Annotated in this window: 16 protein-coding genes; 3 read left to right on the top strand and 13 right to left on the bottom strand. The window is 68.1% G+C overall.

Features of this window, described 5'->3' with window-relative positions:
• On the top strand, positions 1 to 1774 hold a 1774-nt coding region (locus AC36XV_RS05720), incomplete at its 5' end, for a TonB-dependent receptor domain-containing protein (RefSeq protein WP_492202719.1).
• A 91-nt stretch (positions 1775 to 1865) separates the two neighbouring features.
• On the opposite strand, the gene fbp is transcribed toward AC36XV_RS05720, so the two are convergent.
• From fbp to miaB, 4 genes are read right to left on the bottom strand one after another with little or no spacing between them, the layout of a single operon-like run.
• Positions 1866 to 2870 (bottom strand): class 1 fructose-bisphosphatase, encoded by a 1005-nt coding sequence (gene fbp / locus AC36XV_RS05715; RefSeq protein WP_492202718.1) that lies wholly within the window; start codon positions 2868 to 2870, stop codon positions 1866 to 1868.
• Positions 2871 to 2909: 39 nt separating this feature from the next.
• Positions 2910 to 5375, bottom strand: coding sequence for a DNA internalization-related competence protein ComEC/Rec2 (locus AC36XV_RS05710; RefSeq protein ID WP_492202717.1), 2466 nt, complete (start codon positions 5373 to 5375; stop codon positions 2910 to 2912).
• 59 nt (positions 5376 to 5434) lie between these two features.
• Positions 5435 to 5701, bottom strand: a complete 267-nt coding sequence (locus AC36XV_RS05705; RefSeq protein WP_492202716.1) for a lipopolysaccharide assembly protein LapA domain-containing protein — start codon at positions 5699 to 5701, stop codon at positions 5435 to 5437.
• A complete protein-coding gene (gene miaB / locus AC36XV_RS05700) occupies positions 5698 to 7083 on the bottom strand; it encodes a tRNA (N6-isopentenyl adenosine(37)-C2)-methylthiotransferase MiaB (protein WP_492202715.1) in 1386 nt (461 codons plus the stop codon). Before miaB ends, AC36XV_RS05705 begins: the two co-directional genes overlap by 4 nt.
• Positions 7084 to 7255: 172 nt before the next feature.
• Between miaB and AC36XV_RS05695 the strand changes: the two genes are divergently transcribed.
• Positions 7256 to 7996 carry an alpha/beta fold hydrolase gene (locus AC36XV_RS05695; RefSeq protein ID WP_492202714.1) on the top strand — a complete coding sequence of 247 codons (741 nt, stop codon included), beginning with the start codon at positions 7256 to 7258 and terminating at the stop codon, positions 7994 to 7996.
• A 29-nt stretch (positions 7997 to 8025) separates the two neighbouring features.
• Here AC36XV_RS05695 and AC36XV_RS05690 read toward each other — a convergent pair whose 3' ends face one another.
• The 4 genes from AC36XV_RS05690 to alr form a co-directional block, all read right to left on the bottom strand.
• A complete protein-coding gene (locus AC36XV_RS05690; RefSeq protein ID WP_492202713.1) occupies positions 8026 to 9123 on the bottom strand; it encodes a hypothetical protein in 1098 nt (365 codons plus the stop codon).
• Positions 9124 to 9233: 110 nt separating this feature from the next.
• Positions 9234 to 10505: a hypothetical protein gene (locus AC36XV_RS05685; RefSeq protein WP_492202712.1), complete on the bottom strand. Its 1272-nt coding sequence runs from the start codon at positions 10503 to 10505 to the stop codon at positions 9234 to 9236.
• A complete protein-coding gene (locus tag AC36XV_RS05680) occupies positions 10502 to 10933 on the bottom strand; it encodes a cytidine deaminase (RefSeq protein ID WP_492202711.1) in 432 nt (143 codons plus the stop codon). Before AC36XV_RS05680 ends, AC36XV_RS05685 begins: the two co-directional genes overlap by 4 nt.
• Positions 10934 to 10976: 43 nt before the next feature.
• Positions 10977 to 12122 carry an alanine racemase gene (gene alr, locus AC36XV_RS05675; protein WP_492202721.1) on the bottom strand — a complete coding sequence of 382 codons (1146 nt, stop codon included), beginning with the start codon at positions 12120 to 12122 and terminating at the stop codon, positions 10977 to 10979.
• Between the two features lie 86 nt (positions 12123 to 12208).
• Between alr and mazG the strand changes: the two genes are divergently transcribed.
• On the top strand, positions 12209 to 13042 hold the full coding sequence (mazG, locus tag AC36XV_RS05670; protein WP_492202710.1) for a nucleoside triphosphate pyrophosphohydrolase: 834 nt from the start codon (positions 12209 to 12211) through the stop codon (positions 13040 to 13042).
• On the opposite strand, the gene AC36XV_RS05665 is transcribed toward mazG, so the two are convergent.
• From AC36XV_RS05665 to AC36XV_RS05645, 5 genes are all read right to left on the bottom strand, one after another.
• Positions 13029 to 13310, bottom strand: coding sequence for a hypothetical protein (locus AC36XV_RS05665; RefSeq protein WP_492202709.1), 282 nt, complete (start codon positions 13308 to 13310; stop codon positions 13029 to 13031). The two genes, mazG and AC36XV_RS05665, sit on opposite strands and share 14 nt — an antisense overlap.
• A gap of 70 nt (positions 13311 to 13380) precedes the next feature.
• A complete protein-coding gene (gene asnS / locus AC36XV_RS05660) occupies positions 13381 to 14682 on the bottom strand; it encodes an asparagine--tRNA ligase (protein WP_492202708.1) in 1302 nt (433 codons plus the stop codon).
• Between the two features lie 73 nt (positions 14683 to 14755).
• Entirely contained in the window at positions 14756 to 16834 is a 2079-nt protein-coding gene (gene recG, locus AC36XV_RS05655; protein WP_492202707.1) for an ATP-dependent DNA helicase RecG, read from the bottom strand.
• 1 nt (position 16835) lies between these two features.
• A complete protein-coding gene (gene ftsY, locus AC36XV_RS05650; protein WP_492202706.1) occupies positions 16836 to 17792 on the bottom strand; it encodes a signal recognition particle-docking protein FtsY in 957 nt (318 codons plus the stop codon).
• Between the two features lie 14 nt (positions 17793 to 17806).
• On the bottom strand, positions 17807 to 19756 hold the full coding sequence (locus AC36XV_RS05645) for a hypothetical protein (RefSeq protein ID WP_492202705.1): 1950 nt from the start codon (positions 19754 to 19756) through the stop codon (positions 17807 to 17809).
• Between the last annotated feature and the right edge of the window lie 44 nt (positions 19757 to 19800).

Here is a 19800-nt window from a genome sequence, read left to right as displayed (position 1 = left end):
CCACACGATCACCATCGGAACGCGGAACGAGTTCTACAAGGTGTACAACCTGTTCGCGCAGTCCTCGTACGGCGTGTACACCTTCCCCGACCTGGCCGCTTTCCAGTCGGGCGGCATCAACGATGCCTCGTTCTACACGGTAAGCGGAAACCTCTCGGGCGGGCCGGTGACGGCGGCGGAGTTCAGCAGCGCCCAGTTCGGCGTCTACGCCCAGGACCAGTGGCAGCTGTCGCCGCAGTTCGCGCTCACCCTCGGGCTCCGGGTGGACATACCGGTGTTCTTCGATCAGCCGACGTACGCGGCGCAGGTCAACCAGGACTTCGGTGACCCGGACGTCCCCTCGGGGCAGTTCCTGTTCAACCCGCGCGTCGGGTTCAACTGGGACATCGACGCCGAGCAGACGCAGCAGCTGCGCGGCGGAGTCGGAATGTTCACCGGTAACCCGGCGTACGTGTGGGTGTCGAACGCGTTCAGCAACAACGGTACCGGGATCGGGATTCTGCAGTGCGGCCCGAGCAACCCGAACGGCTTCGCGCCGGCCTTCAATCCGGATCCGTTCAGCCAGAACCTGAGCTGCGTCGACGCAGCCGGGAACCCCACGGTGGGCATCGGGGATGGCGACTTTCTCGGCGAGATCGACCTGATCTCGGGCGACACCAAGTACCCGCAGGTCATGCGCGCGAACCTCGCCTACGACCGTCGGCTCCCGAAGGACTTCCTGCTGACGCTGGAAGGCATCTTCAACTGGGGCGTGAACGACTACTTCATCGTGAACCGCAACTACGCGGCCGACGGGTCGGGAAGCGCCTTCGCCACCGATCCGAACACCGGCCGCGTGCTCTACGGCACTCAGCTGGACGATGGACGGTCGCTGCCCAACTACTTCCGGTCCAACGTGTACGGCACCGGCAGCGTGGGCGTGTTCGAGCTTCAGAACACGAGCGAGAACTACTCGTACAACCTCACGGCCGGCGTGCAGAAGTTCATCGGGCAGGATCTTCGTCTGACGGCGGCCTACACGTACTCGCACGCCGAAGACGTCCAGAGCTTCACCTCCAGCCGCGCCACGTCGAACTGGCGGTTCGGCCGGGTGAACGCGGGCGACCAGCTGGTGGACGTGGCGACGACGTCGTCGTTCGACCGCCCCAGCAAGGTCACGGCTTCGGCCACCTACGAGTTTCCGTGGAAGGACTGGCCGACCAAGCTGTCCCTGATCTACATCGGCTACTCGGGCACACCGTACACCTACGTCTCGGGCGGCTCCAGCGGTCGGGGCGACCTGAACGCGGACGGATTCAACGGGAACGACCCGGTGTACGTGATCACCGGACCCAACGATCCGCTCATGAACTTCAACAGCACGGCGGACGCGCAGGAGTATGACGCTCTGATCGCGGCGAATCCGTGTCTGAACGAGCAGCGTGGACAGATCATGGAGCGGAACAGCTGCCGGAACCCGTGGCAGAACTTCCTCGACCTGATGGTCAGCCAGGGGCTCCCGCCGATCGCCGGCAACAACCGGTTCTCGGTGCAGCTGGGGATCTACAACCTCCTCAACCTGCTGAACAGCGATTGGGGCCTGATCGAAACGGCCGGCGGCGGCGTGTTCTCGACGCAGACGATCGTGCGGGTGACCGATTCGGAGAACGGCGTGCCAAACTTCGACTACAGCGGTCCGACGCCGGAGGACACGTTCGTCAACAACGGCGACACGAGGAACTCGTGGCAGCTGCAGCTGTCGATTCGCTACGAGTTCGGATCCGAGATCTTCTGATCGCGCACTGACACACGGCTGAGAAGCCCATAACGAGCGGGGGGCCGGCGATCGTCGCCGGCCCCCCGTTCTTCATTCCGGCCGCGCCCGACTACGGGTCCCGCGCCAGGTACTCCCCGGCCAGCTCCACCCACTCACGGTTGCCCATATACAGAGGCGTACGCTCGTGAAGCTCTACGGGCTCGATGGACAGGATGTCGCGCCTTCCGTCCGTCGCGCGCCCCCCTGCCTGCTTGCAGATCATCGCCAGCGGGGCGGCCTCGTACAGCAGCCGGAGCTTCCCGTTCGGGTTCTTGCTGTCGGCCGGATACATGAAGATGCCGCCGTACAGGAGGGTGCGGTGGAAATCCGCCACCAGGGAGCCGACGTACCGGTGCGAGAAGCCGCCTCCGCTTCCGTTGTCTCCCCGGAAATACCCGATCAGCTCCTGCTGGCCCGGACCCCAGCGCCCGAAGTTGCCCTCGTTGGCGCTGTAGATCTTCTTGCCGGGCTCGGGGATGCGGATATCCCTGTGAGACAGCAGAAACTCCCCGATGGAGGGATCGAGCGTGAAACCCGCCACGCCGTTCCCCGTCGTGTAGACCAGAACGGTCGAGGATCCGTACATCACGTAGCCCGCGGCCACCTGTCGGTAGCCCCGCTGAAGACAGTCCTCCAGGGTACCGTCCCGCCCCTCGCTCACCCGGCGGTGAATCGAGAAGATGGTCCCGATCGAGATGTTGGCGTCGATGTTCGAGCTGCCGTCCAGGGGATCGAACAGGAGCACGTACTCCCCGGTCGGGAACCGCTCCGGGATGCGGATCAGCCCTTCCTCCTCCTCGGAGGCCATCACGCACAGCTGACCGTTGTGATCCATGGCGTTGAACACGACATCGTGCGCGTACTCGTCCAGCTTGCGGACCTCTTCGCCGTGCACGTTCTCCGTGCCGGTCATCCCGAGGATGTCCACCAGCCCGGCCTTCGTCACCTCGCGGTGGATCAGCTTCGCGGCGAGGGTGAGGTCGTACAGGATGTTGGAGAGAGCCCCCGTTGCACCGGGATGGCTGCGTTCCTGCTCGATGATGAAGCGTCCGAGGGTGACGACGTATCGGTCCATACCAGCCTCCACGGGGTGAGCCCTGCGACACGCTATTTCTCATCCGTCCCGAACGTCAAGACGCGTGCCACCCGCGCGGAACGGCTGCCAGGCCGGTTCTCCCCTGATTCTCCAGCCACTGCGAGGATCGACCTCGATGCAGACCGTACCCTCACGATCCGTTCTCCAGACGCGCGGTACCGATGCGGCCTCCAGGCGGTGAAGAACCGTGGGGTGCGGATGTCCATATGCGTTTCCGCGCCCGGCGGAGATCACCGCGAGGGACGGGCGGACCGCTCCGAGAAAGGCAGCAGACGTCGAGGTCCGGCTTCCGTGGTGCCCGATCTTCAGCACGTCGGCGCGCAGCGAATCCGGCCCCCAGGCGGACAGGATGACCCGTTCCTCCTCACTCGTGGCATCGCCGGTGTTGAGATAGACCAGCGCTCCATCGATGGATACGCGCAACACCAGGCTCGTCTCGTTCGCCTTCGGAGCGGGGGCCTCCGGGGACGAGGCAGTCTGAGATCCGGAATCGAGCGGGCCGAGCACGCGCACGCTGACGTTGTCGAGTCGGTAGAAATCTCCGGGCCTGGCAGACATCCACCGCATCCCTTCCTCCCTGACCAGGGCCAGAAACCGCTCGTAGGCGGGCGTAAACACCGGGTGACCGGAGTCGAGAACGCGAAACACCCCCATGCCCTCGTGAACGGCCGGAAAGCCGCCAACATGATCGAGATCCGGGTGCGACAGCACGAAGAGATCGATGCGACGGGCCCCGAATCGCCTGAGCAGGGGCAGTATCACGTCGCGTCCGGCATCGCGGCGGCCGAAGCTCGGTCCGGCGTCGAACAGGATCCACCGCCCCTTCGCGGTCCGGAGGGCGGCGGCATCTCCCTGGCCGACGTCCACGGTGCACAGCAAGGCGGCCCCCCCGTATCCGTACCGCTGCAGCGCCGGCCCTCCGAGGAGCACGGCCGCGCCCAGGGCCGCGGGCCACAGACCCGGACGGAGTCGCCTCCACCTCAGGCTGCTCCAGCCGCCGACGCAGAGGAGCAGGGCGCCGAACCAGAACCACCACCCGGGCGTCGCCACGCGGATGTGTCCCCCTGGCAGACCGGCGATCCACTGAACCAGCATGACCATCCAGCGGAGAATGACGGTGGCCGCCGCAGCACCGAGCTCCCGCAGGGGAGAAGGCAAGAACAGGGTCATGGCCAGCGCTGCGATGGCTGCGGCCACGAGCGGGGTTCCGGCGAAGTGGGATGCCAGGGCGATCGGGGCCGCATGCTGAAAATGTGCTGCCGAGATCGGAGCCGTGGCCAGAAAGGCGCCGAGACTGCTGAAGCAGGCCAGCCCGACGAGCCGCAGATGTCTGCGCATACCTCGCGGTAGTCGACTCATCCACCGAAGCGTGCCGCCCGTGGTCGTCCCGGCGAGACTCGACCGTTCGAGGCTTCTCCATGTGGCGGCGCCGGCCCCGAGACCTGCGAAGCCCGCGAAGGACAGCTGAAAGCCGGGCTCCACGAGCGCCAGCGGATCGCGGATCAGAACGATGACCGCCGCGAGACCGAGCACGTCCCAGGGTCTTGCTCTGAGCCCCCGCGTCTGCGCCGACGACCAGCCAGCCAGGAGAATGCTCGCGCGAACCGCGGAGGGCGGAGCGCCGATCGCTCCGACGTACAGAGCCACCAACAGCGTCGCCCCCACCGCCGCACCGGACGGTCCGAGGGCCGATCGCAGGAGGAGAACCAGGGCGCCCGCGATCAGGCCGACATGCAGACCGGAGATGGCCAGCAGATGGGCGAGTCCAGCATCGGCGAACTGGCGGCGGACCTCGCCCGGCAGCTCGTCTCGTTCGGACAGGACCAGCGCCCGCGCGATCGGGCGGACGTCCGATGGAAGGCTCCGTTGCAGGCGCTCCGACGCGGCGGCTCGCGCGCGCACCAGGATCCCGCCGACCCCGGATCCATACGTCGCCGTCCCCGCGGGCGCGGGAACCGGACCTCCCAGTCGGCCGACCACGATTCCCTCGCGGTTCGGGCGTCGCGGCCAGTTCCCACGGTGACCCAGTCCGACCCACTCGCCCCGCACCTGTACGCTGGCCCCGACGGGCAACCGGTTCGCCACGGAGTCGATCCGGGCGATCAACCGATCGATCCGGCAGTGCCGGCCGTCGGGCACCCGCTCGACGAGTGCGCTGGCCAGCGTGATTCGGACCGAGCGACCCGGAGCCGTCGCCTCGCGCACCACTCCGAGTGCCCGGATTCCGTCACCGCTGTTCAGATCACGCGTACAGGCGCTCCGAACCGGCAGGGCCGCGGCCGCTCCGATCAGGAGACCCGCGAGCACAGCGCTCGAGAAAGGCCCGATCGTCCCGCGAAGTGTTCGGGGTCCGGGCCTGCGCGCAAAGCGCACCACGAAGAGGAGGGAGAGGATCGCGAGAGCGAAACCGGACCCGGGAAGGGCAAAGCGACGGACGGGGATCCACGGATACGATTGCAGACCGACGGCGATGCCGAGGGCCATCGCCAGGGCGAGGAGAAGGAGGGGCGCGGCGCGGCGGGGGCTGACGCCGGATCGGCGGCTCAGGGCTCCTCGGACGCGCCGCCGAGCGCGTCACGGTATCGCTTCAACATTCGCCGTGTCCGGAGGTCCGCCCTCAGGCCGGCCAGGAACACGAGCAGCATCCCGATCGCGATCGATCCGAACACCACCACGGGCAGCGACAGCGAGTCGATCGTCACGATCCACAGTCTCACCGGCACGCGGATTCCGCCGTTCTGGACCGCGAACAGCGCGGCCACGGCCGAGAAGGCGGCGACCAGCACCATGCGTCGTCCCACCGAGCTCACGTCACCACCGTCCCTCGAAAGGTGGCCCCGGTGGTGGAATCCAACCGGACGGTGCGGTAGGTATTCGTCCATGTCTCCGGTCCCGGGAAGGCCACCACCTTGCCCGTATCCGTCCGGCCGAGCACGTCGCCGTCGCTTCGCGCGCGACGCTCCACCAGAACCTCGGCCACCGCGCCCACCTCCGACTCGTTGATCTGGCGCTGAATGCGGCGGTGCAGGCCGATCACGTCCTCGAGGCGCCGGGCCGCGATGTCGTCGGCCACGAAGTCGGCGGCGGGGAATCGCGTGGCCGGCGTCCCGTCCCGCGGCGAATACCGGTACAGAAAGGCGTCATCGAAGCGAACGGACTCGAGCAGGGAGACGGTCTGCTGGTAGTCGGCCTCCGTCTCGCCGGGGAAGCCGACGATCACATCGGTGCTGAGCGCGATACCCGGGACACCCTCTCGCACCCGGTCGACGGTTTCCAGGAACCGCTCCGCCGTGTATCGACGCACCATGCGACGGAGTACTCGATTCGAGCCCGACTGGACCGGCAGGTGCAGCTGCGGGCACACGGCCGGTTCCTCGGCCATCACCCGGATCATCGCGGGCGTCACATCGTTCGGATGCGGCGACGTGAACCGGACTCGCCGCACACCCTCCACCTTCGCCACTGCGCCGAGCAGTCGAGCGAAGTCCCAGTCTCCCGATCGGTAGGAATTCACCGTCTGCCCGAGCAGGGTCACCTCCGTATATCCGTCCTCGACGGCCGCTCTCACCTCGGCGAGAACGGCTTCCGGATCGCGGTTCTTCTCCGCGCCTCGCACGTAGGGCACGATGCAGAAGGTGCAGCGGTGATCGCAGCCGCGCTGAACCGTGACCCACGCGGTCACCCCCTCCCGCCGCACAGCGGAAATGCCCTCGTACCCCTCGCGCTCATCCAGCGCGAGCAGCGCCTGCCCCCGGGACACGCCTCCGAATCGAATCTCCTCGACGAGCTCGCCCAGCCTCCGGTACGAGTCAGGGCCCGCCACGATGTCCACTCCCGAGGTGTCGTCCAGGAGACGCTCCCCCATTCGCTGGGCCATGCATCCCGTCACCGCGAGCACGAGATCGGGACGGTGTCGGCGAACGGCCTGCAATTGTCCGATCCGTCCGAGGACCCGCGTCTCCGCATGTTCGCGGATGGCGCACGTGTTGATCACGATCACATCGGCGCGTGAAGGATCGTCGACCGTGACGTAGCCCCTGCGAGCCAGCGCACCGGCCATGATCTCGGAATCGCCGATGTTCATCTGGCAGCCATACGTTTCGATGAACGCGCGGCGGCTCGCCGGAACCGGACCCGGCGGCCCGGTTCCTTCCTTGCGACGCAACGAGACCCACGCGGTCGTGCTCGCCAAGCTCGCTCTCCAGCAGGGTAGAGGGTTCGATCAATCCGTTATCAACCGAATGAACCTACCGGGCGGGGCGGGCGCGGTCCACAGACACGGCAGGCCGCGGGCGCGGCCGGCCGCCGTGGTCATGGCCGCAGCGCATTGCCTGCACCGGTGACCGTTCGTAGGATCCCGGATCATGGCGAGGCACGAGCGATTCCGGTACGGCGACCTCGAGGTGCCGGTGGAACTCCTCGGGGAGGGAGAGCCCCTGGTCTTCCTTCCGGGGCTCGGGGTGCACCCGAGGTACTATCGGGAGGGCCTCGCCCGGCTCGCGAGTCACTTCACGGTGGTCGTGCCGGACCTGTCCTTCCAGACTCACCCGAGCCTTCCCGAACGAGTGGACCCGTATCGGGATCTCCTCGAGGCCCTGGCCGATCGCTACGCGCCAGCCGCCTGCCGCGTCGGCCACTCCTACGGTGGTTTCCTGGCCCTGCTCGGCTCGGCTCCTGCCGTCGCCCTGTCGCCTCTGATCCCCCTCGACGTCGGCTGGGCAAGCAAGTTCGGCCGAGCGGTCCGCCTCCAGCTCAGGGAGTACCTCGGCCTGGAGGGACGACGGGGAGTGCCCTGGGCCTGGAACATCTTCCGGGACTACGTGGGCACCGCGATCCGCCGCCCTGCCTCCCTGTTTCCGGCCGTGTCGGAGACGCTGCACTGCCTCACGAGCGCCTTTCGGCCCACGGCACCGAACGCACACATCGTGGTCGCGGATTTCGACCACCTGTACCGGCCGGACGAGTACGAGACGTTTCTCGCCCGATCCCCGGGCACCCGGATCGTCGTCCGGCGGGTCCCGAGGGGTCATGCGTGGCCGGTGACCCACCCCGATCTGCTGGAGCGCGAGGTGCTGCGGGCCGTGGGAGAGAGCCGGGCCGCCTGAAGAGGAGCCCGGGCGGCGGCGAGCGGCCGCTATTGCGTGCTGATGCCCACCGAAAACGAGAAACGCTGGAAGTCTTCCTGCGTTCCCGTGGTGGCGAGATCCCCGCGACTGCCGATCTCGCCGGAGAAATCGATCGCGGCCCGACCCTCGGCCAGCCGCAGGCCAAAGCCGAACGTGAAGGCCTGTTCGGACAACGGCTCGAACCCGCGCTCGTAGAACGGCAGGTCGGTGTACCGGTAGCCGGCCCGCAGAGGTGTGGGCATTCCGAGCAGACGGAACCCGATGTACTCCGCTCCGCCACCGATCCAGGTCACGTCCGCTGATTCTGCGCCGAGCACCGACACGTCCGTGTCCGACCAGCCCTGCCAGCCGCCGGCGACGGTCACGAGCAGGGACTCCGTGAGGGCGGCGCTGCCTCCTCCCGCGAACTCGACCGGCAGGTCGAACTCGATCGTCGGAAGAGCGATTCCGAAGGTGTCCTTCTTCGCTTCCAGATTCGTGTAGGTCGTGACCGCGGCCGACAGCACCAGGCGTCGTCCCAGTTCACCGGTCACGCCGGCCCGGAAGCGCCACCCGTTGAAGGCCCAGCGCGCATCCCCCGTGGCGCCGCCGATCTCGTTGGACGGATCCCCTACGGCGGGATCGAACACCCTGCGCAGGACCTGTCGCAGGCTGCCCGTCACGACGCTCCCCTCGACGCCGACGGCCAGGGGACCGAATCGCCGCACGAGGTCGAGCCCGATCGAGCTGACTCCGCCGTCGTTCTGTCGCCTCTCGGAGTACGGATAATCGCCGAACCCCGTGCGCAGAGTGTCGGTCAGCACGACGTCCCAGTCCTGGTCCAGCTCCGAGTTGATGTTGAAGCCCACGGTCCATTCCCGGTACGGCAGAACCCCCTGAACGACCGCGTAGCGGCTTCGACCGGTGGACTGGTTCCCCTCGGCCGTCATGAGCGTGACGGACTCCGGCGCCAGGGTACCGCCGATCGCCGGACTGTTGAACAGGGCCAGATCGGCGGGATTCCGCGAGGAAAACGAGCCCCCGAAGAGCCCCATGCCCGTCCCCCCGAGGGCGGCCGCCCGGGCGTCGAGAGAGGGGACCGGATACCCGAGCCCGAGATCCGTCACCGGAGTCTGCCCGGCGAGAAGCGACGGAGCGCACAGCACGGCCAGGACCGCGAGACAGGCTCGCCTGCGCGCGCCGACCGCAGGTCGAAGTCGAGAACCGCGCCGCGCGATCACGGAAACAGGAAGGACGGGTTCGGAGTGAACAGCAGGTGAACCACCGGTTGCAGCCCGGGACCGTCCTCGGCGGAGAAGAACTCCCAGTACCCGAACTGGCGATTCTCCGGCACGGGCAGAATCCCGACCGCGAAGTCGGGGATCGAGTCCGCCGGCGACTGGCTCCAGAAGCGAACCAGCGCGGTGATGTCGTACTGCATGGTGACCCCGCCCGCGAGCGAATCAGGACGGAACAGGATCTGTCCCCCGAGGAGCTGACCGATCGGGGTCTTCTCACCGAACACGAACGGATCGGCGAGCAATCGGACCGCCTGAGCGAAGGCGTTCTCCTTCAGGGGAAACGGTTCGGGCGGAGCGGACGTCGGTCTGAATTCCAGCGTTGCGCGGTTGATCGTGGCTCCGCGGAGCTCGAGAAGACCGAGGCTGTCGGGGAGCTCAAACGTCATGTAGTACCGCGCCGAAGGCATGCCGGCGAGGCGCAGCCGGGTGGTCGGGTCCGGCGTCGAAGGATCGAAGATGAACGAGGCCGGCACGGCCCCGCGTGCGACCGACACCACCGTGTCGAGGCTCTGCAGCGCAGCCCCGGTGAGCAGCGCGATGTTCACCGTGCGAAGCTGGCCGGGAGAACCCGAGGCGACGATCGCGAACCCCGGCTCCCCGTCGGCGTCCCTCCACGCGGTGAGCAGGGAGTCCGCATCGACATCCAGCGTGACCCGGACGGTGTCGAGAAGTCCCCCCCCTTCCCCGTCCCTGAAGCTCACCGTGTCGACGCCCAGGCGGACGTCGAGATCGCCACCCGGCGTGGTCCACGGTTCTCCGGTGCGCGCCAGCTGCCAGGTGACGTCCCCGGCATCGAAGCCGCGGGACAGCGACCAGACCGCGATCTCCATCTCGCCCTCGGGGACCACCGAGGCGATCGTGTCGACGGTGATTCGGATCGCCGCCGAGGTGAAGCTGTCGATCGCCACTCTCGCCGTGTCGACGAACAGGGAGTCGGGGATGGTGCTGAAGCGACCGAGGGGCCGGGACGCCAGGTCTTCCTGATTCGCCAGAATCTGGTAGGCGGCGGAGCTCGGCGTCGAGAATCCCCAGTACGTCGTGTCACGCCACGACGGAAGGTCTCCAGCCTCCAGGTAGACCTCGACCGTGGGCGTCGAGTATCCGGGAGCGGAGGCTGCGTCCGCGGCCGTGATGGGATCCTCCGTGCACGCGCCGACACCCAGCGCCAGGCCGATCACCAGGAGGGCGCAAGCGTGGCTACGGGTCAAGGGTGCCCCTCCGGAGCCGGGCGATCTCCCCCTCGCGGCGCATGCTCTTCGAGCCGGAACTGCGCCGGCAGGAGCTCCGACAGTCGCCACTCCCGGGTCCGGCCGCTCCGTCCCTCGCTCACGATCGCCACGTCCGGTTCGAACTCCGACAGCGCCTGTCGGCATGCGCCGCAGGGAGGTACCGGCTCTTCCGAGTCCGAGTAGATGTACACTCCGCGCAGCGACCTCTCACCGGCCCGCACGGCCGCGCCCAGTGCCACTCGCTCCGCGCACATGGTGAGGGAAAAAGAGGCGTTCTCGACGTTGCACCCGCCGTGGATCGATCCGCTGGACGTCTCGACCGCCGCCCCCACCCGGAATCCCGAGTAGGGCGCGTACGCCCGTTCGATAGCCCGATGGGCCTCGGTCCGAAGTGCCTGGCGACTCATCTCAAGGACCATCGACCCTCGGTTCCCACCTCTCGCGTGCCCATCATCCAGACCCGACCCTCTCCTCGCCCCCGTCTCGTTCCACCTCCAGCCGCGGCAACCGATCACCGAAGCCGGTCAGAATCTCGTAGTCGATCGTGCCGCACGTGCTGGCCATCTCCTCCAGACCGATCTCGGCTTCACCGTCGCGGCCCAGAAGCGTGGCGACATCTCCGGGAACAACGTCCTCCCGGCCCGTAATGTCGACCACGACGGTGTCCATACACACGACGCCACGAATCGGTGCCTCCACCCCTCGGAGGATCGCCCGGCCGCGATTCGAGAGCTCCCGCCGAATGCCATCGGCATACCCGATGCCGAGCGTGGCGAGCCGGGCGCGGTGCGGGGCCTTCCAGGTGGCCCCGTAGCTCACGGTCGTGCCCGCCGGCACTTCGCGCACATCGAGCACTCGTGCCCGCACCGACGCGACCGGATGAGCTCTCGGCTCCCAGCCGCCTCCACCGTACAGGTAGATGCCGGGTCGCACCAGATCGGCCTCCAGCCCCTCTTCGAGCAACGCGGCCGCGCTGTTTGCCGCGTGCCGCAGACCCGGGTCGACACCCGCTCTTCTCAGCTCGTTCAGAGCCGCCTCGAAACGGGCCCACTGCTCCCGGGTCGCCTCGGATGACCGATCCGCCGAGTGGAAATGGGTCATCGTCCCGGCGAGCCGAAGGCATCCCCCGGCCAGAACCCGCGCCACCTCGGGCGCCCACTCCTTCGCGGACTGCCACCCGGCGCCGAAGCGACCCATGCCGGTGTCCACCTCCAGGTGCACCGACAGCGACTGCCCGGCCAGACTCGCCTCGCAAGCGACGAGCGCCTCGACGCCGGGAATGACCGGCTCGAGGCGCTCTACCGCAAGACTCGGGAGGTCACGGGGCAGAGTCGCGGCGAACACGAGGACCGGCCCGTCCCAGCCCGCGCGGCGCAACGCCCTGCCCTCCTCCGTAGTCGCGACGCCGAAGCCCCAGGGTCGAACGGGAATCAGCGCCCGCACGACCCGCTCCATCCCGATCCCGTAGGCATCCGCCTTCACCATGGGGAGGAGACGGCAGCGGTCCCCGACGCGACTCGCGATGACCTCAATATTCCTGCGCAACGCGCCCAGATCCACCTCCATCCAGGCGCGCTCGGTCGCTTCCATTGGCACGTTGTTCAAGGCGCGCATAGTATATCCGGCCTATGTCCAGCGAGCAACAGATTCCGGGACCGAACGGGACCGAAGCGGAACATCTGGTGACAGCCCGACCGACCGACTCGAGTCTCGGACGGGCTCTCGCCCTGGTTCGTTATCTTCGCCTGCACTGCGAGTGGGACGCCAGACAGACTCCGGAGAGCCTGCGGCCGTACCTCCTCGAAGAGGCGCACGAGGTCGCCGACGCCGTGCTCCTCGGCCAGGACGAGCCTCTGCTCTCGGAGCTCGGGGATCTGTTGCTCAACATCGCCTTCCAGATCGTGCTCGCCGAGGAACGGGGCGCCTTCGACTCGGCGGGGGTGGTCTCCGCCATGGAAGGCAAGATGCGCCGGCGCCACCCCCACGTGTACGGAGATGCGGAAGAGGCGCCCGACTGGGAGGCCATGAAGGCCGAGCAGCGATCCGCGGCCGCAGCGGGAACGACCGGGGCGAGCGAGTCCGACCCCTTCGAGGGGATTCCTCCCGGCCTGGAGCCGTTGAGCCGATCCCTGCGCATGCAGGATCGAGCCGCCGGACTGAACTTCGACTGGCCGGATGTCGGCGGGGCCCTCGAGAAGCTCGAGGAGGAACTGAGCGAGGTGCGCGAGGCCCTCGAGGCGACACGACCTGCCAGCGAGCGTTCCGCGACCGCCCGCCCGGACTCCAGGGTAGAAGACGAGATCGGCGATCTTCTGTTCGCCGCGGTCAACGTGGCACGGCTCGCCGGCGTTCACCCGAGCACGGCCCTGGAACGTGCGGCCGCGAAGTTCGCCGGGCGGTTCCGTGCTCTGCTTCAGCTAGCGGGCGAAGCGGGCCTCGATCCGGGGCAGGCGAGCCTGGAGGAGCTGGATGGGTTGTGGGAACGGGTGAAAGAGACCGGCCTCACCCGCCCGTGATCTGCTTCACCTGCTTCTGGCCGCTGCGCACCCCCGCTCCCACGACCACCCCGTAGACGATCGCCGTGAACGGGCCGAGCACGGGTAGAAGTGCCACGACGGGGGCCGCCACAAGAGCGCCGGCGACGCCGGCAATCCACGGTGCGGCAGGCTTCTGCGCCGAGTCCACGAAACGAAGCCGCGTCCGCACGAAGTCCCTGACCTTCACGTAGCTGATGCCCATCCCGGCCCCGGCCGCGGCGAGCATCAATGCTGCAATGAGCTCCATGTTGCCTCCTCTCGCCCGCTCTACGGGTTCAAAGGGCGATTCGTTTCAGCAGGTCCCGTGAGCGAGCCCCTCAGGGGGTCAGCCGGGTCATCATCCGCGGAAACGCGATGGTCTCGCGCAGGTGCGGAACGCCGCAGATCCAGGCCACCGTTCGCTCCAGGCCGAGCCCGAAGCCGCTGTGGGGGAAGGTGCCGTAGCGCCTCAGGTCCAGGTACCAGCCGTAGGCGTCCTCCGGCAGCCCCTCTTCCCGGATGCGCGACCGGAGCCGCTCGTAGTCGTCCTCCCGCTGACTGCCTCCGATGATCTCGCCGTAGCCCTCCGGCGCCAGCAGATCGTTGCACTTGACCGTGCGCGGGTCGTCCGGGTTCTCCTTCATGTAGAAGGCCTTCGCCTCGCGCGGATAATCGTAGACGAACAGGGGTCGGTCCCGACCGTCGGTGAGCACGGTCTCGTGCTCGGCGCCGAGATCGGAACCCCACTCGATCTCCGTCCCCTGGAGTCGCAGCTCTTCGACCGCCTCGGTATAGCTGAGGCGGTCGAAGGGAGGACGCACGTTGAGGAGCTTCTCCACGTCCCGCTCCAGCTCTTCCAGCTCGGGCATCTTACGGTCGATCACCCGTTCCACGAGATACGAGACGAGCTCCTCCTGCAAACGCATGTTGCCCTCGGAGTCGAGCCAGGCGACCTCGGGCTCGACCATCCAGAACTCCGTCAGGTGCCGGCGGGTCTTCGACTTCTCCGCCCGGAACGTGGGGCCGAAGCAATACACCTTGCCCAGCGCCGCCGCGGCGGCCTCGACGTACAGCTGTCCCGTCTGAGCCAGGTAGGCATTGCCGAGATCGAAATACTCGGTGCTGAAAAGCGTGCCGGCCGACTCACCGATCGACCCGGTGAGGATGGGCGAGTCCACCAGAACGAAGTCGCGGTCGTAGAAGAAGTCCCGGATGGCCTTCACGATCTCGTCCCGCACGCGCATGATCGCGGCCTGGCGTCCGTGCCGCAGCCACAGGTGGCGATGGTTGAGAAGAAAGTCCACGCCGTGTTCCTTGGGCTGGATCGGATACTCCTCCGAGCCACCGACGAGCTCGATCGCGCGGGCCGTGATCTCGTATCCACCGGGTGCGCGGTCGTCCTGACGAACCAGCCCCCTGACTCTCAGGCTGCTCTCGAGGGACAGCGCGCCCACGGTCTCCCAGGACTCGTCATCGACCTCGTTCCGAGCCACGACGACCTGGACCGTGCCGGTCCCGTCCCTGAGGCCCACGAAGGCGATCTTTCCGCTCGAGCGAAACTGGGCGACCCAACCGAAGAGGGTCGCCTCTTCTCCGGCGCGGTCCGCCAAATCGCAGACTGAGGTCAGACTGGATTCCATGTCTGTGGACTTTCCGTGGTTGGGATCGGCTCGCGGCGCCGAAGCTAGGACGCCGGGCCCGGCCTCGTCAACGTCAACCGACGGCATACAGAGCCGCCTGGTCCGCATATCTCTCCTCGAGCACCCGGGCAAAGGGCCGGTATCGTCGCGAGGCGAGCTGCGGGTCCTCCTCCACCATTCTGCGCGCCCGGTCCCGCGCGTGCTCCAGGAGCTCCTGGTCCTGCTCGAGGTCCGCGAACCGCAGCGCCGGGAGCCCGTGCTGCTCGGCGCCGAACAGGTTGCCCTGACCCCTGAGGCGAAGATCTTCCCGGGCGATCTCGAACCCATCGCTCGTTCGAGCGAACGCCCGGAGACGATCGGGTGGCACCTCTCCGGAGTAGAAGGCCACGCAGTAGGACTGCTCCGCGCCGCGGCCGACCCGGCCGCGAAGCTGATGCAGCTGAGCGAGACCGAACCTGTCGGCGTGCTCGATCAGCATTACGGTCGCGTTGGGAACATCGATGCCCACCTCGATGACGGTCGTGGCCACGAGCAGGTGGGTCTCTCCTTCAAGGAACCGGCGCATGACCGACTCCTTCTCGGTCGCGGCCAGCCTTCCATGCAGGAGCTCCAGCCGGAATTCCGGGAACAGCGAGGACAGCTCCTCCACCGCCCGGGTGGCGGCTGCCGCCTCTACCCGGTCGGACTCATCGATCAGTGGATATACGACGTATCCCTGCCGGCCCTCGGACAGCTGGCCGCGAAGGAACTCGAAGGCAGCCGTCCGGTCTCCGGGCCCTCGGACCCCGGTGATGATCTCCCGGCGTCCGGGCGGCATCTCGTCGATGACCGAGAGATCGAGATCACCGTACAGGGCGAGCGCCAGGGACCTCGGAATGGGAGTCGCCGACATCACGAGCGTGTCGGCCGCCCCACCCGCGTCCCGGAGGGCGCGTCTCTGCTCGACGCCGAACCGGTGCTGCTCATCGATCACGACGAGTCCCGGCCGCCCGAAGTCGACGCCTTCCTGGATGAGTGCATGGGTTCCCACGATCACATCCGCCTCCCCGGTGCGGATGTCGTCGAGCCGTCGCTCCCGCGTCCGACCGGTGATCGACCCGGTGAGCAGACGCGGCTCGACACCCACCGGACGAAGCAGATCGGACAGCGTTCTCAGGTGCTGTTCGGCAAGAAGCTCGGTGGGAGCCATGAGCACGGCCTGACGGCCACCGTCCACCGCGCGCACCATGGCCGCCGCAGCCACCACGGTCTTGCCGCTGCCGACGTCGCCCTGGAGCAGCCGGTACATTCGACCCGGCGTCTCCATGTCAGTGCGAATCTCGGTCCAGGCCTTCCGCTGAGCGGCCGTGAGCTCGTACGGCAGAGAGCGGAGCAGCCGTTCGGTCCGGGCTGGCGGAGCGTCATGCGTCACTCCGGCATCGCGCGTCCGGTAGCTGTGACGCGCCCGGGCGTGCAGAAGCTGCAGGAAGAAGAGCTCCTCGTATGCGAGGCGTCTCCTTGCCGCGCCCACCCGTGACAGGTCCTCTGGACGGTGCAACTGCTCGAGGGCATTCCGCAGGTCCATGAGCCCTACGGCCCTGCGCCATTCCGAGTCGAAGAGCTCGCCCGCCTCGACATCCCCCAGAAGCTCGTCGAGGTTGGTCTCCACGATCGTGCGGATCTGCCGATGGCTGAGTCCCTCCGTGGCGGGATAGACGGGAAACACCCGACCGCTCCCGGACTCTCCTTCGGCTTCGCCGGCGAGCACCGTGTGTTCTCTGGGTCGCATCTGGCGCCCGTGGTAGAACCCCACGGGACCCGAGGCGAGGATGAGGTCGCCCTTTCGGATCGTGTTGTCGAGCCACGGTTGTCCCGGCCACGCGCACTCGATCAGTCCCGTCTCGTCCCGCAGCACGGCGTGAAAGATCCTCAGCCGGCTCCGGGTGGGAATGACCCCTTTCGACACCACCCGCCCGATGATCGTCGCGTCATCGCCCGGTCGAAGGGATCCGATCCCCGCGACGGTCGTCGCATCCTCGTACCGATGCGGGATGTGATACAGCAGATCACGGGCCGTCGTCACGCCGAGCCGCGCGAGACGTTCCGCGCGCCTCGGGCCCACCCCCTTGAGGTACTGGACGGGACGCTGCAGATCGCTCGACCGGGGCGCCATCTCAAGCCAGGAGCTTGTCCAGGTAGCCCTGAACGTCGAACGGCTCGAGGTCCTCCTCGCCTTCGCCCGTCCCGAGCCACAGGATCGGCACGCCGAACTGTCGGCTCACGGCGACCGCCGTTCCGCCACGGGCCGAGCTGTCGAACTTCGTGAGCACGATGCCCGTCAGGGGCAGGCCCTGTCCGAAGTCTCGAACCTGGTTGAGCACGTTCTGCCCGGCCGTCGCATCGACGACGAGGAGCCGCTCGTGGGGCCCTCCGGCGATCTGCCGTCCGATCACCCGGTCGATCTTCCGAAGCTCCTCCATCAGGTTCGCCTGCGTGTGCAGCCTCCCGGCCGTGTCCACCAGGAGAACGTCGGATCCACGAGATCGAGCGGCCTCCGCCGCATCGAACGCGACCGCCGCCGGATCGCCCCCGGCCTGACCTCCCACGAAGCCCACGCCCAGTCGCTCCGCCCACACGCGCAGCTGCTCCTGGGCCCCGCTGCGGAAGGTGTCCGTGGCGGCGAGCGTGACGTCCATTCCTTCGTCCCGGGCCCTGCGCGCCAGCTTGGCCACCGTCGTGGTCTTGCCCGTTCCGTTCACTCCAAGCACGAGAATCGTGTACGGCCGCAGGCCGTCGGGCGTCCGAAACGACGCCTCGCCCGGAGGCGAGCGGTCTTCCTCCCGCAGCGGGGCCAGCAGGATCTCCCGGATTCCATCGGCCAGACGATCTCTCAGCTGCGCCTCCGTCTTCACCTTTCCGCGCCGCGCAGCGGTCTCCAAACCCTCAACGAGCTCCATCGTCGCGTCCACGCCGAAGTCCGCTTCGAGCAGGATCCTCTCGAGCTCCTCGATCGAATCATCGTCGATCCCACGAACGAGCACGGAGACATCGGTCAGCGACACATCGACGATCTTCTGCCACAGCGAACGCCGCCGCGGTCCTCCCCGGAAGCTCAGTCCCTCACCTTCCACTCCACCTCCTCTTGTCACTTCAAACCCACGCGTCGCCGCCAGAGCCATTCCGCGCACAACAGACCGAGCGCGACGGCGAACGGCCACACCGGTGGCCGGGCCCGTCGCTCTTCCGGACCCCCACTTCGAGCCGCGGCGGCCGAGCGAAGCTCCGGGGCCGTCGGTCTGGGAACATACTCGAGGCTCGCGTTGCCGTGTACCGGTCGGACGAGGCGGAACGGATTCCCGTCTACCGTGCCCGTGGCCACGATCCGGACCTCTCCCGCGCCTGCGGGCGGTCCCCGGATGTTCTCTCCGGGCACCGGCAGCGAGTCCGACCAGATCACTCTGCCTGCCGGGTCCTCGATCCGGAGGGAGAGATCGCGCACCGCTGGAGACGCCCGCCATACGAGCGAATCGCCGGCCCGCGGTCGAGGGTCGACGAGCTCGATCGGCCGCAGGACGGCGCGTTCGGTGAGCCATCGACCGAGACCCTCGTACAGCCCCCTGTACAGGGCCGATCCCTCTCCGGGTCGCGTTGCCCAGCGCCAGGTCCCCTCACCGAGGATCGCGGCCCGGCGGAGGTCCTCGTCGGAATGCAGGACCACGATCGGCCGGCTGTCATCGACGCGATCGCTGCCCCCCGTCAGGGCCCATCGAGCCTGGCCCGGGGCGGAGCGGAACAGGCGCGTGACGGGAGGGAGCTCGCCCGCGTCGACGCCGATCAGCGTCGCACCGAGGGGACCGGGTGGCACCGGCGTCTCGACGAACCATTCCCCGTCGAGGGGTTCCATGGCACGAATGCCCGTCCCGGGAACCGTCCCCGGTCCCCGCACGAGGAACAGCACGGCCGGTCGCCGGCGGGCGGCCTCGTCCAACCACCGCGGGAGACCATCGGGCTCTCCCTGGATCACGAGCAGCGTGGCGGCGCTCACCGCCCGGCGGACCTCCGACTCGCTGGCCGTGCCGACCTCACGTGGACCCGTACGGACCCACGACTCCGCCCCCAGGCGGATGAATCCCCGGGCGCCTCCGGGGATCGACCGATCCAGCAGCGGCACCAGATAGCGGCTTTCCCAGTCCGGTGACGTCGAGAGGAACACCGCTCCCCCGGGCACGGGATTCACTTCGATCCAGGTGCGGAACCGGGCCGCCGAGTCCCACGGCGCATCCAGGCTCTCGAGCGAGAGATCCAGGGCTCGCCACTCCAGCGTGTCGCCGGCCGGACCCGCGGGCAGTCGGAGAACGGCGCCGGCCGTTCGCCCGGGCGCCGGAGTCGCGAGCCGTATCGCCGGCCCCGGACGATCCCCGAAGCGAGCCACGATTCGCACCGAGTCGGATACGGGTCCTGCCGCCACGATTCGGGCGCGCACATCGAAGGTGTCGCCCGCCTCCACCACGCGCGGGACGGAAACGGTCTGAATGGCGGCTCGCGGCAGCGGTCCCGCCACGGCAATCTCCGCCAGACCGATCCCGAGTCGGTCCGCCAGTTGCCGACTCGCCTCCCGATCCTCGAGCTCGCCGTCCGTCACGAGGATGAGGGAATCGGCCCCCGCGGCCCGCGCGGCCTCGATGGCTTCCAGCGCTCTCGAAACCGATTCGGTCGCCACCACGTCCTCGAGGGAATCCGGATCCAGTCGAACCGCCCCGGATCCGAGCGACCACACGACCGCGTCGGTCCGGTGGCGCCGCAGATCCTCCACCGCGGCGATGGCCGCGTCCAACCGCGAGCGGGGTTCTGACTCGCCAGAGGGAAGCCGCATGCTGAGTGAACGGTCGAGCAGGATCGCCACGGAGGACGACTCGTCGTACTCGCCGCGCAGCGCGGGAAGCCACGGAGAGGACAGAAGCAGGAAGAGCGCCGTGGCGCGAAGGGCCGCGGCGACACCCCGTCCACGCACCTTCTCCTCCCTCCTCGCGTACCACCACCACGTGATGGCGCTGGCGAGCAGGGCGGCGGCCGGCAAGGCGACCCACGGACTCACGAACGCACTCCGGATCGACGGAAGGTCATGGCGTGGGAGTATAG

This window comes from Candidatus Benthicola sp. (genome assembly GCF_058719085.1).
Note: the sequence above shows the minus strand (reverse complement) of the source record. Positions and strands in the feature narration are given on the sequence as shown.

What these genes read in the sequence shown, in the direction of transcription:
- fbp (WP_492202718.1), bottom strand. Translation starts at nt 2,870, where the DNA reads ATGGACCGATACGTCGTCACCCTCGGACGCTTCATCATCGAGCAGGAA.
- AC36XV_RS05710 (WP_492202717.1), bottom strand. Translation starts at nt 5,375, where the DNA reads ATGGCCCTCGGCATCGCCGTCGGTCTGCAATCGTATCCGTGGATCCCC.
- recG (WP_492202707.1), bottom strand. Translation starts at nt 16,834, where the DNA reads ATGGCGCCCCGGTCGAGCGATCTGCAGCGTCCCGTCCAGTACCTCAAG.
- asnS (WP_492202708.1), bottom strand. Translation starts at nt 14,682, where the DNA reads ATGGAATCCAGTCTGACCTCAGTCTGCGATTTGGCGGACCGCGCCGGA.
- AC36XV_RS05695 (WP_492202714.1), top strand. Translation starts at nt 7,256, where the DNA reads ATGGCGAGGCACGAGCGATTCCGGTACGGCGACCTCGAGGTGCCGGTG.
- AC36XV_RS05665 (WP_492202709.1), bottom strand. Translation starts at nt 13,310, where the DNA reads ATGGAGCTCATTGCAGCATTGATGCTCGCCGCGGCCGGGGCCGGGATG.
- AC36XV_RS05680 (WP_492202711.1), bottom strand. Translation starts at nt 10,933, where the DNA reads ATGAGTCGCCAGGCACTTCGGACCGAGGCCCATCGGGCTATCGAACGG.